We start from the raw sequence: 13,903 nt of genomic DNA on the forward strand, positions 1-13,903 counted from the left end.
GCAATGGAAGTACCAGCACAGACATCGGAAATATTCAAAATTCTAAGCAAAGGGCAATTTATCAGTTCTAATAGTTATGATAAAGCAATAAGCACTTTGTATAACGTGCTTGATGATGAACAAAATTTTGAAAATCTGTACGAATACTTTTTGAACATCAATTTCATTTTAGAAAAAGGAGATGGGTATTTTTATTTCAGCAGACCTGAAAATAAAATCGACCTTGAAAATAAAATTGACACCGCTTTTCGTTGGATTGATTATGTTGATTTTTTCAAAACCTTTGACAACTCGTTTGGTGCGGGCTACCGATTTACGCCTTCCGAAATTTTAGTAAGAATAAAAACTGATGCGGAATTAGAAACAAAACTTGAAAGTTTGAAAAAGCATACAGGCAAAGACAATCATAAAGATATTTTGGATAAGGCTTTAGATAAATTGATTTCAGATTCATTTGTGGAATTAGAAAATCCAATTACACACCAATACAAAGTTTTAACTTCATTCAAATATCTTGAACAACTTATTTTAACCATTAATATCCCTGATGACGTAAGAAATGAAATTCCTGAGTAAAATAATATTCATCAATAGTGCAGACAAATCACTGAAGTATGCCGAAGTAGATTTGGACGGAAACGTGCATTTTATAGGTACGCAAGGCGTTGGTAAAAGTACATTGTTAAGAGCAATTCTTTTCTTTTACAATGCCGACACTCAAAAATTAGGCATTCCCAGAGAAAAGAAAAACTACAATGAATATTACTTTCCATATCTAAATTCTTACATCATTTACGAAGTTCAAACTGAAACTGGAAAGTTTTGTGTTTTATCTTTTAAGTCGCAAGGAAGAGCAGCCTTTCGTTTTATAGATTCGGAATACGATAAAAGGTTTTTCATTGACAAAGATGGTAAAGCGTTTGAAACTTGGGATAAAACAAGAGAAGCACTAGGGAAAACCGATTTCACAAGAATTATTAGCAATTACGAAGAATACCGAAACATTTTGTACGGAAACAATAAGGGTTTACCAAACGAATTTAGAAAATACGCCCTAATTGAAAGCAAGCAATATCAAAATATTCCGAGAACAATTGCCAATGTGTTTTTAAATGCAAAGTTGGACGCAGAATTTGTAAAGGAAACAATTATAAAATCCTTAAATGAAGAAGAAGTTAAAATTGACTTAACTACGTATTCGCAGACACACCTCAAAGATTTTGAAACAAATCTGAACGACATTAAGAAATGGACAGAAGGAAATATAGGTAATCAAGCAGAAAAAGTAACAACAACTTATTCCGCTTTGCGATACTTAGAGCAAAAGAAAAAAGATTTGGCTTTTCAATTAGGCTATTCATTGAACAATGTTAAAGAGAAACATCCAAAGGTTCAAGAACAGCTAAACACAGAAGAGTTAAAGCGTGAAAGAGTATCAGAGAAACTCAAAGAACTTGACAACGTTTTTGACAAAAAGAAAGGCGAAATACAAAGACAGATTGGAGTTGTTTCAGAAAAATTAAAAGAAATTTCAGCTAAGAAAAAGGAATATGAAGCATTGAGAATTGAAACAATTCTTAAACGAGTTGCTAACAAACCGACATTGGATTTGGAAAAGAAAAACTTGTCGGAAGAAAGAGAAATTCTGACATCTAAATTTCTTGAAATACAAAAACGCTTCGAAGCACAATTAAATCAGTTGGAGAACCAACTTAAAGAATTTGAAAATAACAAGCAATCAGAAAAGAATACGGTAGAGCGAAATTTTACTCATTTCAGGGAAGATTTAAATAAACAATACGAATTGATAAATGATGAAATCCGAAAACAACACGAAGAAGAATTAAAAACAGCGAATGCTAAAGTAAAAGAAAAATCAAATGCAATTACTGATAACAAAATAAAATTATCTGAAGTAAAGCATAAACGTTTTTATGAAACTGAAATTGCAAATTGTAAAACAGATATATCCAAAATGAATTCTGCAATCACAAAAGCAGAAAACGAAAAAGAACAGGCAGACAACAAAATCAAGTCTATACAGAAAGAGTGGGAATTTGAAGAAAAGAGTATAAAGGCTGACATAAATAGAAAAATTGAACGCAAAACAGAAGAGCAAGTAGCATTCAATAAACTTATCGTTGCCATTGATACAAAAATTGAAAATAGCAAAAATTCACTTTATGGCTGGCTAAATGAAAACATTCCCAATTGGGATAAAACCATTGGAAAAATAATTGACGAAGAAAATGTATTGTTTCAACAAGGATTAAATCCTAAAATAGTTTCCGATTCAAATTTGAATTTGTACGGAATCAGTATCGACACAAGCGAAATCAATAAAAGTGTAAAAACGGTTGCAGACTTACAAAACGAGCAAGAAGACTTTAAATCCAAGATTGAAGAAATAAAACAATCTATTGCAAATCTTAACGCTCAATCTAATGACGAGTTAGAGAAATTGAAACGCAAATTTCAACCCAAAATTAAAGAGCAAAAGGAAATTATTCAGAATTGCGAGTACACTAAAGAAAACTGCAAAACTAAATTGGACGAACTTACAATTCGTCAAACTGAATTTGAAAAGAAGGCTAAAGCAGAACAAAAAGCAGAAATAGATAAAATTGACGCAATCATTTCTAAACTAAGTGAAGAAAAAACAAAGGCAGAAGAAGAAGTTCAGAAAATAGAATTCAGTATCACAAAAACTATTGAAGCAAAAAAGAAAGAAAAAGAAACCAAAATAAAATCAGAGCAAGAAAAAGTATCTATTATTCTTAACCAACTTGATGAACAAACTCAAGTAGAAAAGAATAATATAAACAAGAAAGTAGAAGCAATTAAGACGAATCGAAAGAAAGAACTTGATACAAAAGGTGCGGACACAAAGAGAATTGACGAAATTGATTTAAGACTTAATGCAATTAATTCTGAATTGTCCTTTATAGAATCTAACCGAGATAAAGTTGCTGAATACAATAAAGATAAAAGAGAATTGTTTGATAAAGAAGATGAATTTAAGAATAAAGAAACATTGCTTAAAAAGCAATTAGACACAGAAGCAGATAAGCACAACCAACAAAAGGAAAAATACATTCAAGAACTTGGTAAACATAAAGCTGAAATTGAAAAATTAAATCAGATTCTTTCAGCATATCAAAACGATTTGACCACTTTTGAAAACTTCACTAAAACTGAGATTTATCAATCTGTTGAACAGTTTGTTTATTCATTTAATGAAGTACACAGCACGGAACAAAATTGCAATCAGTTAATAAGCGAAATAAATACAACTGACAATACAATTATAAAACGCTATGTAGAATTGCAGGAAGCTATAAATAAGTTTACAGGCAATTTCCAAGAAAATAATTTATTCAGTTTTAAAGTGAAATTTGCTGAAAGAACAGAGTATTTTGATTTTGCCGAAATGCTGAAAGAATTTGTTGATGAAGACAAAATTTTAGAATACAAAAAACGAGTTGAAGAGCGTTTTGCTCATATCATTCGTCAAATCGGAAAAGAAACTCAATCTCTGATAGAGAAAGAGGGCGAAATAAGCAAAATAATAAGCGAAATAAATAAAGATTTTGTTGCCAGAAATTTTGTAGGTGCAATTAAAAGTATGGAATTGAAAACTGACAAAAGTGCAAATAGCATTTATCAGTTGTTAGTTGAAATTAAAATGTTTAATGACGAAAACACGTTTGACATAGGAACACCTGATTTATTTTCATCAAACGGACAAGCTAACAAAAATGAAAGAGCAATTTCATTATTGAAGCAACTGATTAAAGAAATGAACACTTCAAAGGAAAAAGAAATTACGCTTTCTGATTCATTTGAATTACTATTTAAAATTGTAGAAAATAACAATGACACAGGTTGGGTTGAAAAGCTTACCAATGTTGGTTCGGAGGGAACAGATATTTTGGTAAAAGCTATGATAAATATTATGCTTTTAAATGTGTTTAAAGAAAGGGCATCTAAAAAGCTAAAGGACGATTTCCGTTTACATTGTATGCTTGACGAAATTGGAAAACTTCACGCGACAAATGAAAAAGGAATTTTGAAGTTTGCAAATGATAGAAATATTCTACTTATCAATGCTTCACCGAATACATATAACGCAACAGATTATCGCCACACTTATATTTTAAGAAAAGATGATAAAAATGTTACAATGGTTAATCGACTCACATCGGTAAAGGGAAATGCAAAAATTGAAACTCAAGCGAACGTTTAATGAAGATTCCCGTCCACATAGCAGAAAAATTATTACAGCTTACAAAAGGCGATAAAATTCCATCAAGTAGTGCAAAACACACTTTGATTGACGAGTTAGTTAATGAAGGAATAATTGAAAGAAACGGAAGAATACAGAAGACGATACATATCACAAACATCAATTCACTATTTCAATACTTACAGAACAAACACGGAATTAACGACTTAAAAAAATACATTGAAGTAATTCATAAAGAAAATGTACAACGAAGTGAATTAGTAGAGGTTTCTTCTGATTCTAAAATGAAAAAAGTTAGAACGTTCAAAGGTTTTTTAATCAACAGTTACATTCCCATTCAATCAACTTTTAACACCAAACCGACAACGCTTAATTTTACGGACGGAATTTTTAAATTCATTTATGACTTTGAAAACTTCATTCCCGAACAAAGCATAACGATTGTTGGAATTGAAAACCCTGAAAACTTCCGTTTCATAGACAAACAAAAACACTATTTCAAAGACATTAAACCGCTTTTTGTAAGTCGTTATCCTCAGAATCAAAGCAAAGACTTAATAAAATGGCTTCAATCAATTCCCAATAAATACATTCACTTTGGCGACTTTGATTTTGCTGGAATTGGAATTTATTTAAACGAGTATAAAAAACATCTTTCCGACAAGGCGACATTCTTTGTTCCTGAAAACATCGACTTCTTAATTTCAGAAAACGGAAGTAAAGAACGATACAACAAACAGAAAGTAAACTTTGACAGAAAAACAATACAAGAAGAAAAATTAATTGAACTAATAAACTTAATCCATAAAAATAAAAAGGGCTTAGACCAAGAGAGATTAATAAATGAATGACCAACCTTCAAAAGCACACACATTGCCAAGTCGCACATCACGACACACAAGCCAAAACTTGGCAAAGAGTGTGCTTTTACCGACCCAAGAAGAAATTCAATTTTTTTTCTCCCTCCCTTCTGAAATAATTAAAACACCCGACACGCAAACCAACCCGACAAAGACAATGAAACTCAACAACGACAATGGTTTACTGACACAATGGACAAGAACGCCAGCTGGTAACAGGCGTTTGGCTCAATGGCGGGTGACGTGGTTAATTGAACATTCTACCTCGCATCAACATTTGTGGTGTATTGACAGTTTTGTGCTCCGAAATCCGCCACTGCGCCAAGCGCCAAACCGTTAGTAGCCATTTAATGAAAACAGCAGCTTCTGTACTTCTTATTATTTCCGGACTTGTAACTTTAAGTTGCTCGCAGCCTAAAACTGTGCAACAGGAACAAAAAGTTGCAGATGACCTAGAGCCTAAATTTTCAGATACAATTAATAGAGCCGAAACTATTGTTGCAAATAAGGAGCTCGAATTGAAGTTGAAAGGAGAAAAAGCTTCTATTGACGCCCTTGCCCCGGATACTAACTCATTAGTTCTATTGGCAAAACTACCAGGTAAACACAAGTTGGTTCGAGTGATTAACGATCAATGGCCTGAGGAGGTAGAAGCTTCTTATAATATTCTCAAGGAAAACTCTCAACTAAGATATTTTGTAGAAGTCCCGTTCAGTGAAAGTGGAGATTGGTTCATTGCTTACAAGAGCTATTTTGATTCTGAAGGACGACTTTTTGCTTTTCAAAAAGAAACGAACTTTTTTAATAGCGAATGCACTAATGAAGCCGCTCGTGAAATTTCTTTGAAATACTATGATGGCCAATTTCAACTTATCGATTCTGTATATACGCTGACCGACTCAAATAACAAGCCTTTGAAAAGAAGTTCCTGTTTTTTTCCATATGACTTTCCGTTCAAAATGTACAGGACCGTAGAGATTTTGAAGAACGAACTTAATATAAACGGCTACTAACAACGGCTCTGTTGCAATTGCTGCAGACGTGGTTTATGTAATTTCAGTGCTTTCTATTACATTAGTCTGGGTTTGAAGTGAGTGCAATTAATGCCGCAACAGCAACAAGCCTTAGCCGTTATAGCCAATTGTAAAACGACATCGCAACCGAATAGACAAATTGAACTTGATAGACAAAATAAAAGAGTTGACAACTAAGCAGGACAAATCACCCGAACTGAAAAAAGGAGAGATAAAACAAATTCTCATTCAGACGACAGGTGAAGTTTTGCCTGACTTTGAATTTTTAGCATATAAAAATAGTTGCTACTCATTTCAGCGACTAAGACAGGTAAACAATTTGACAGTTCACGAAATACTTCACATAATTTTTACTCTTAAAGACAAAAACTTTGCCTGCTCAATTGCTTCAAGACTAAATCCTGAATACATTTCTTCAAATAACTACAACATTGGACTTCTAAATCCTCACCAAGACTTGAAAGTCTTAATACATAATTCAGGTGCTTTAAACATTCAAGACGCTTACTATTTTCATAACGGACAAGTTGAAACCACCACAAGAACTGTCAAGGAAATTTTTGGAGATTACAAAAAATATGGACTACCATTCTTAGACAAACAACTTGAAAATTTGAAATCAAATGCAATTATTAAACGTGGTTTAGACTATATCGACAACTTACAAGCGGATAAAGGAAAACTGAAAAACGAGGTAACAGAAGAACTCAACAAAGGCGGACTTTTACTTTCAAGTATAAAACATCCAATTTATGTTGACCTCAAAGAAAATTTGCAATTAGTAAGCGGACAAACAAAAGAAGACAGACAACTAATACCGAAGACAGCTCACGAATTATTGGAAATATATTGGACGAGATGAAAAGAACAACTGGCTATAACAGGCCTTTGGCTCAATGGCGGGTGAAGTGGTTAATTGAACATTCTACCTCGCATCAACTTTTGTGGTGTATTGACAGTTTTGTGCTCCGAAATCCGCCACTGCGCCAAGCGCCAAACCGTTACCACCAATACTAAAAACTCAATATTATGGCAAAGAAAAATCTTGAAAATAACGGAAAGAAATGGACAAATGAAGAAGTTGAAAAACTTAAAAAGTTAGCAGACGGAAATAAACCGACACCTTTAATGGCTTACGAATTAAAGCGTACCGAAAACTCTATTAGGGCTAAAGCAAGACAAGAAAAGGTTAGCTTACAACCTACTAATAAATCACCGTATGATACTAAGGTTTCTGATGCGAAGAAAGGTAAAAAATAATATCTTCAAACTCTTTTCTTAATTCATTTGACCAAACGTAATCTTCGGGTAGTTGTGACCCCAATTGCATTAACAACTCATATATTCTATCATTCATAAATACAAATTTACTTAACACTTTTAATGAATTATATGATAGCTTACCACCAATACTAAAACCTAAAATGTGGTTAGCTGACTGACTTAAAATAAATGACTTATAAGATATAAAATGGAAAACGAAGAAAACATGACTACCTTTAAAATAGGTGATGTCGTACAATTAAAATCGGGTGGTCAAAAAATGACCGTAAAGAACTGCGTATTCGCAAATGTTAACGTAACTTATTTTGACGAAATAAGTAAAGAATTTAAGTTTCAAACTTTTGAGGACGAACTACTCGTTAAGGTCGAGGAGGGCTAGCAGTTTCTTATAAAGCACTCTTAACTCTGAATCATTAAAGCTGTACTTCTGTGCTATCTTTAATAGCTCTAATCTTATTTCTCTCTCTCTCATAATACAAAGGTACATACTGACTTTGATGTATTTTATTGGGGGTTAGCTAAGTAAATATTATCTTTAGATTTATGAAAAACATAATACTTTTATTTCTTAGTGTTTTCTTACTCTCATGTAAGAAGGACTGTAAAATTTTAAGTTATACTCAAGACGGGGGTGAGAAAAGTTCACTTGTGGACACTAACTCAAACTTACCCAAAAATTATATTTTTGATGAAAAAGGAAGAGTTGTATTCAATAAGGTAGAGTTAGGCTCGGATAGTTACGAATACAAGTATTTTTATAACACCTCTAATAAACTTTCAAAAGTCGTAAAAAACAGATTTACAAATGACTCAAACCAAAAACCAATTTTATTTGTCATTGATACTTATACGTTCAATTATGTAGAAAACAATCCCTCTGTAGTTCAAGTTAAATCAAAAGGGGTTAATAAAGGTATTGGTTTCAGTGATGATTACACATTAACGTACTATATAGAATATGAAGAGGATGAAATAAATTCTCATGACAACAGTTTAATTCAATTGGTAAAGTTTACACAAAAAGATATTGTAGGTAAAGGAGGTTACTTTTTACAAGAGCATTTTGGTGAATTACCTAACAAGTTAATAAAATCTATTGTTAAAACATCACCTAAAGAACCAAGTACTAAAGAAAACTACATATATTTAAAGAATGAGGAAGATAAAATTATAGGTATTAAGAATATTATCAATGGTACAAGTAATAAACCATTAGTAATAAATTCAATACTGTCCTAAACGTTTATGAAAACATCAAAAGTAACGCAATAGCTTAAAATTTATGAGATAAAAATAGATTTCAGAAAAGAACCCCTTGAATAACTTGTTTATCTTTTAGCTCATCGGGTTCTTCAAAAGGCCTATCGAGCCAATTCTGTAGATTTATTTTCACAAATATGTTAAGTCTGATAAATGCGATAAGGTTGGAGAGCTGCCATCCATATTTAGCCATTGCTTTAAGTGCTTTAAGGATGAGGATGGTAATTAGCGCTGTCCATATCTGTATCATCACGGCATTTTCTGTGGTTCCGATAAATGATTTGATATGCAGGTTCTGTTTTATCTCTCTAAAAAAGATTTCAATCTGCCATCTGCTTTTATAAAGCTCACTGATGGTGTTTGCTGTCCAATACATTTGATTGGTAATAATTTCTATAGTTTGTTCATTTTTATCATCCCAAACAGCCACTCTTCTTAAGTTTTTGGGATAGCTGTCCTTTGATTTTGCGGTTTTAAGCTCAATAATCTCGTCAATCAGGATATTCTTATGCCTGTTCTCCGGCAATATATTTTCCTTAACTGTAGTATATTGGAGGTTTTCTTTATGTCTGATCACAAAAAATACGCCGTTGCTGTCCCAAACATTCAGCAGGGCAAAGTCATTATAGAATCGGTCTGCAACAATAACACTTCCTTTGTGTAAAGGCACATCATAAGCTCCTTTGTTATCCGCAGTTTTGCCGTTGGTAATATTGACATATGCTGGTAGATTGCCATCATAATCAAGCAGAGTATGCAGTTTAACCGCTCCTTTAGCTGTTTTGTACCTGGCCCAATCAAATAGAGAAAGACACAGACTGATAGTAGTGGAGTCTAACAGGAAGATTTTGGACTTAATCCTGAACTTTATTTGTTTAAAGCCTGCCTGCTGTCCCAAACTTTCTAACAGTATGAAATAATAGGACTTGAAGATGTTATAGTCCCTGTGCTTGTTCTGATAGCTTACACTAGATTTAGATGGAGCTTTTTGAATACCTAAATGATTGAGGTTGCCAGTAGCTGAACGAAGACCGTTACTAATATCACGTACCGATTGGCTTTTGGCAAACTGGCAGAACAACATCGATACTAGATGTGTCCAGCTTGTATAACCTTTATTATGTTTGTCGCTCTGAGATGTAGATACCAGTTTGTTGAACTTTGAACGCTCAAGTTTTGATATGATTTGGGAGAATAGTGTTACATTTACCATTGAGAAAGGGTTTGTTTTTTTGCACCTCAAAGGTAACGATGAGTTAAAACTTTCCTTTCTCCTTTTTTATTCGTTTAGGACGCTATTGTAATAAATTATAGATTTAATTATGACTGTAATTAGAATTGGTAATATATTTGTAATGGTATGACGAATATATTATTTTTAATTACTAGGTTTGTACTACTAAATTATGTCACATAACAACTCACACATGGATACTAAAGCAAAAGAGAAATCTTACGTAAATCCTTTGATTAAAATGATGGCTGATAAGAAAAGAATCGTTATTGCTATTAGAGAAGGAAAAGCCTTGTCTACATTAAAGGGTATTAAAATTGTCTCTCCGATATAATATTACCAAAAATCCAGACGGTTCATATAATTTCATTACAGACGGTAATATAGAGTACGTTGCCTTTTTTACGTTATGTCAAATTAACGACAAAGAAGGGAACGAACATACTGTATACAGTTTTGGTTTTGAAAAAGCTGGTTCATATAAATCAGACAAATTCAAAACTAAATACGACTTAAAAGTAAAAGAAACTATCATCTTTATAATTAAAGAGTTTTTTAAACTAAATGGGGATGGCACTCTAATCTATTTTTGTTTTTCTGATGATGAATTTGCTAGGCACAGAAGTATTACTTTTAGTAAGTGGTATAGAGAATCGCTATTTGAAACTATTGAACATCATAAAAAGTCTGTTAAACAAAATGATGTTGTTTTTTATTGCGGTGCTTTAATAGCAAGGGAAAACCCACTTCGTGAGCTACTCATAGGTGCTATTAATTCTTATTTTAGTGATTTAGCTTCTTACAAGAACGACTTGTAAAGTTGAATAAAAGTACTGGTGGTAACAAAGGGTTTAAAAAATTGTTCCGAATGTGCCATGTTGTACTCCTACTGCTTTCTATTTTTTGTTTGTGCTGTGCGATAGTTTTGGTGGGTTCTAATATCACAACTTCTTAAACCCTTATAACGTTAGCGGCAACCTTACACGACCGTGTTCTAGCCCCCAATAAATCGGACACTTATTGACAAAGTTGCGAATTAATATTTAAGTTATTTAAATTTGTTTTACCCCCAAAATAAGGCGCTTCTAAGCAAGGGATTGAATTATCATCTTTCCCTTCTTTGAAGAAATTTTTAGCATAATATTCCTCAATAAATTTTTCTGGTGTTTTATAGTTTAGAGAGCCATGCAGTCTTTCCTGATTATAGCATTTCATATATCTATTGCATCTTTCATTTCATTAAAGGTGGTATATTCATTTCTGCTGAGGAATTCTCTTTGCAGAATACTATGAAAAGCTTCAATATGCCCATCATCTTCCGGAGTAGCTACCTGGGTAAACTCTTGATAAACGCCATGGTAGTAGAAGAAAGCTCTTACATCATTAGCTATAAATTGAGACCCATTATCACTTCTTACGGTAATAGATTTAAAGTCAGGTAAATCTGCTTTTAGCTTTTGCCATAAATCAATTACATGTTTCTTGCGGATGCTCCTACTGAACAAATGAGCTACTATTTTTCTGCTATAAACATCGATAACACTCAAGAGATAGGCATTTCTTGCCTCCTGATGGATATAGATATATTTAATGTCCATTTCAAAATAGTTTAAAGGTTTGTTTGCCTGTGGTTTTCTAAACTTGATGAAATTACGTTTTCCCACGCTTTTGATTCTTTGTTGCTTCAACAGATTGTGACTTTTCATCAAGCGGTATATTTTCTTTTTATTGACCACATAGCCTTCCTGATTTAATTGTTTGGTAACCTTGATATAGCCATAATCTAAGAACTCATGGGCCAGAAGCTCCCTTATCCTGGGGAGCATGGATTCATTGCTTACCCAATTACCATCAAACAAAACGCTTGAAGACGGTCTTCGCCCTCTTTTTGATCTAGAAGTCGGATAGTAATAGGTGCTCCGCTCCATAGAGACAGCTTGACATAAATCCATAATACTAATCTTTTGTGATGAATATTGATTTATGACCTGCTCTCTTTCGAGATTCGAAGAGATGTTTTTTTTATAAGCTCTTCTTTGATCTCGATGATCAGAGCCTGTTTAACGATGAGCTTTTTCAGCCTATCATTCTCTTCCCTTAACGATCTTACTTCCGGGTCTATCTTAGCTCCATATTTTAGAGCCTTTTCTCCTCCAGATATAAACTTGTCTTTCCATCGGTAAATTGCCCTGCTGGATATGCCATGCTTATGAGCCGCTTCGTTGAAGCCTATTTGCTCAGCTTCCTTTACAATATTTACGCGTTGTTCTACCGTAAATTGCTTTTTCATTGTACTCATTAGTTCTTAGTTTTAAAGTTAAAACTTTGTCACTATTTTGTCCAGTGATTTAGGGGGCTAGAACAATAACAAGGATTACAATGAACATTGACCATATTTTTATATTCACTGACGACAATGGAAAAGTTGCTGACGAATTAGTGGACTTCGGTTTGACAGAGGGAAGTAACAGAATTCACATTGGACAAGGAACAGCAAACCGAAAATTCTATTTCGAAAACTTTTTCTTGGAAATTTTATGGGTCCATAATATAAACGAGCTTACAAGCGACAAAACAAAGCCTATGGGACTTTGGCAACGAGCAGAATATAAAAACAACAATTTTTCGCCTTTTGGACTTTGCCTAGTAAACGCTGAAAACACTGAAGCAATTTTCAATAATGCTTTCAAATATCAACCTGATTATTTTCCACAAGGAATGGAAATTGATATCATAAAAAATGAAGACCAGACAGATTTACCATGGACATTTAGATTGCCGTTTAAAGGTCAAAAGAAAACCGAAAACGAGCCTTTAAGACATAAAAATGATATTTCTGTTTTAACAAATGCGATTTTTGAGTGCGAATCAATTTCTCAAAATACGTTTTTAGAGCATTTAAAAAATCAAAATCAAATTCAATTTATTGAGTCTTCAAGACATTGGCTGAACTTGATTTTCGACAATGGTAAACAAAGGAAAAAACGAGATTTTGAGAAACTTAAATTGACAATAGAATACTAATAATAAAATAGTAATAATAAAAAACTATGCATAAGAGCTTACATTAGCGTAAGATTAAAAAAAGAAATTGAAGCAAAGACAAATTATCGCTAATGTTCAACGGAAGAAAACTCATCATTGCTACCAAGCATCATAAAGAAAAGATTATTGCGCCTCTTCTGGAGAAAGCATTGGGGCTTACTTGTTTTGTAGATGAAACTTTTGATACCGATACCTTAGGAACATTCACGGGCGAGGTAGAGCGAACTTTAGACCCCATAGCAACAGCTCGGGAGAAATGCTTACAAGCCATGCATAAAAATAATTGCGATTTAGGCTTGGCTAGTGAAGGTTCTTTTGGTCCGCATCCATCGCTATTTTTTGTTCAAGCCGATGATGAATTTCTGATTTTTATAGACCTTAAACATGGTATAGAAATTATTGCTAGGGAGTTAAGCACTGCAACCAATTTTAATGCGAAAAGCATTGCTAATGAGGAAGAACTTCTAGCATTTGCGGCAGAAATTGGCTTTCCCGAGCATGCATTAATCCTGAGGCCATCAAAAGATAATTTTACAGCTATTCATAAAGGCATTAACGATGCTGAAACATTAAAGAAAGTATTCCATCAACTCAACAAGGAATACCAAAGTGTTTATGCCGAGACCGATATGAGGGCCATGCACAATCCCACCCGAATGGGGGTGATAGAAAAAGCTACCTATAAACTGCTAGAAAAAATACAATCGCAATGCCCACAATGCCAAATGCCGGGTTTTGCGGTAACAGCGGTCAAGCCTGGGCTAAAATGTAATTTATGCGGTTTGCCAACCAAATCAACGCTGAGTTATGTTTACAGCTGCCAGCATTGCCATTTCAGCAAAGAAGAAATGTATCCTAACCAAAAGCAAACAGAAGACCCTACTTATTGCGATTATTGTAATCCTTAGGCATGAAGCAAAAGCTTCGTAATCAATAACGT

The 13,903-nt window shown here is 33.4% G+C and carries 17 protein-coding genes; 13 read left to right on the plus strand and 4 right to left on the minus strand.

Annotated elements, in window-relative coordinates; translation table 11 throughout:
• Positions 1-3 precede the first annotated feature (3 nt).
• The 9 genes from FYC62_RS03875 to FYC62_RS03910 all read left to right on the plus strand — a co-directional run bounded on the left by FYC62_RS03875 (position 4) and on the right by FYC62_RS03910 (position 8,663).
• Positions 4-576, plus strand: a complete 573-nt coding sequence (locus FYC62_RS03875) for a condensin complex protein MksE (RefSeq protein ID WP_149073987.1) — start codon at positions 4-6, stop codon at positions 574-576.
• On the plus strand, positions 560-4,246 hold the full coding sequence (locus tag FYC62_RS03880; RefSeq protein WP_149073988.1) for an ATP-binding protein: 3,687 nt from the start codon (positions 560-562) through the stop codon (positions 4,244-4,246). The genes FYC62_RS03875 and FYC62_RS03880 overlap by 17 nt, the downstream gene beginning before the upstream one ends.
• Positions 4,246-5,097 carry a DUF7281 domain-containing protein gene (locus tag FYC62_RS03885; RefSeq protein WP_149073989.1) on the plus strand — a complete coding sequence of 284 codons (852 nt, stop codon included), beginning with the start codon at positions 4,246-4,248 and terminating at the stop codon, positions 5,095-5,097. Before FYC62_RS03880 ends, FYC62_RS03885 begins: the two co-directional genes overlap by 1 nt.
• Positions 5,090-5,446 (plus strand): hypothetical protein, encoded by a 357-nt coding sequence (locus tag FYC62_RS17030; protein ID WP_168199374.1) that lies wholly within the window; start codon positions 5,090-5,092, stop codon positions 5,444-5,446. The genes FYC62_RS03885 and FYC62_RS17030 overlap by 8 nt, the downstream gene beginning before the upstream one ends.
• Before the next feature lie 10 nt (positions 5,447-5,456).
• On the plus strand, positions 5,457-6,119 hold the full coding sequence (locus FYC62_RS03890; RefSeq protein WP_149073990.1) for a hypothetical protein: 663 nt from the start codon (positions 5,457-5,459) through the stop codon (positions 6,117-6,119).
• A 166-nt stretch (positions 6,120-6,285) separates the two neighbouring features.
• Positions 6,286-7,002, plus strand: coding sequence for a hypothetical protein (locus FYC62_RS03895; protein WP_149073991.1), 717 nt, complete (start codon positions 6,286-6,288; stop codon positions 7,000-7,002).
• Between the two features lie 167 nt (positions 7,003-7,169).
• Positions 7,170-7,400, plus strand: a complete 231-nt coding sequence (locus FYC62_RS03900) for a hypothetical protein (RefSeq protein WP_149073992.1) — start codon at positions 7,170-7,172, stop codon at positions 7,398-7,400.
• A 229-nt stretch (positions 7,401-7,629) separates the two neighbouring features.
• Positions 7,630-7,803: a DUF2158 domain-containing protein gene (locus FYC62_RS18125; RefSeq protein WP_394348902.1), complete on the plus strand. Its 174-nt coding sequence runs from the start codon at positions 7,630-7,632 to the stop codon at positions 7,801-7,803.
• 164 nt (positions 7,804-7,967) lie between these two features.
• A complete protein-coding gene (locus FYC62_RS03910; RefSeq protein WP_149073994.1) occupies positions 7,968-8,663 on the plus strand; it encodes a hypothetical protein in 696 nt (231 codons plus the stop codon).
• A gap of 61 nt (positions 8,664-8,724) precedes the next feature.
• On the opposite strand, the gene FYC62_RS03915 is transcribed toward FYC62_RS03910, so the two are convergent.
• A complete protein-coding gene (locus FYC62_RS03915) occupies positions 8,725-9,897 on the minus strand; it encodes an IS4 family transposase (protein WP_149073853.1) in 1,173 nt (390 codons plus the stop codon).
• A 214-nt stretch (positions 9,898-10,111) separates the two neighbouring features.
• Here FYC62_RS03915 and FYC62_RS17035 point away from each other — a divergent pair, with 214 nt between their 5' ends.
• Both FYC62_RS17035 and FYC62_RS03920 read left to right on the plus strand, forming a co-directional pair.
• Complete coding sequence (locus FYC62_RS17035; RefSeq protein ID WP_168199375.1) at positions 10,112-10,252, plus strand: hypothetical protein; 141 nt, start codon at positions 10,112-10,114, stop codon at positions 10,250-10,252.
• On the plus strand, positions 10,236-10,736 hold the full coding sequence (locus FYC62_RS03920) for a DUF6169 family protein (protein ID WP_149073995.1): 501 nt from the start codon (positions 10,236-10,238) through the stop codon (positions 10,734-10,736). Before FYC62_RS17035 ends, FYC62_RS03920 begins: the two co-directional genes overlap by 17 nt.
• Positions 10,737-10,935: 199 nt before the next feature.
• Here the strand turns inward: FYC62_RS03920 and FYC62_RS03925 are convergent, their stop codons facing one another.
• The 3 genes from FYC62_RS03925 to FYC62_RS03935 are packed head-to-tail and all read right to left on the minus strand — an operon-like array spanning position 10,936 to position 12,208.
• Positions 10,936-11,133 carry a transposase gene (locus tag FYC62_RS03925; RefSeq protein ID WP_149073996.1) on the minus strand — a complete coding sequence of 66 codons (198 nt, stop codon included), beginning with the start codon at positions 11,131-11,133 and terminating at the stop codon, positions 10,936-10,938.
• Positions 11,130-11,870 (minus strand): DDE-type integrase/transposase/recombinase, encoded by a 741-nt coding sequence (locus FYC62_RS03930; RefSeq protein WP_240534810.1) that lies wholly within the window; start codon positions 11,868-11,870, stop codon positions 11,130-11,132. Before FYC62_RS03930 ends, FYC62_RS03925 begins: the two co-directional genes overlap by 4 nt.
• 29 nt (positions 11,871-11,899) lie before the next feature.
• Positions 11,900-12,208 (minus strand): transposase, encoded by a 309-nt coding sequence (locus tag FYC62_RS03935; RefSeq protein ID WP_205943777.1) that lies wholly within the window; start codon positions 12,206-12,208, stop codon positions 11,900-11,902.
• Positions 12,209-12,297: 89 nt separating this feature from the next.
• Between FYC62_RS03935 and FYC62_RS03940 the strand changes: the two genes are divergently transcribed.
• Together FYC62_RS03940 and FYC62_RS03945 are read left to right on the plus strand one after the other, a co-directional pair.
• The gene (locus FYC62_RS03940; RefSeq protein WP_149073999.1) at positions 12,298-12,942 is read left to right on the plus strand and encodes a VOC family protein; all 645 of its coding nucleotides are present in this window, start codon (positions 12,298-12,300) and stop codon (positions 12,940-12,942) included.
• Positions 12,943-13,034: 92 nt separating this feature from the next.
• A complete protein-coding gene (locus tag FYC62_RS03945) occupies positions 13,035-13,871 on the plus strand; it encodes a DUF6671 family protein (protein WP_149074000.1) in 837 nt (278 codons plus the stop codon).
• Positions 13,872-13,903: the final 32 nt, after the last annotated feature.

Source organism: Pedobacter aquae (assembly GCF_008195825.1).
Taxonomy (GTDB): Bacteria; Bacteroidota; Bacteroidia; order Sphingobacteriales; family Sphingobacteriaceae; genus Pseudopedobacter; species Pseudopedobacter aquae.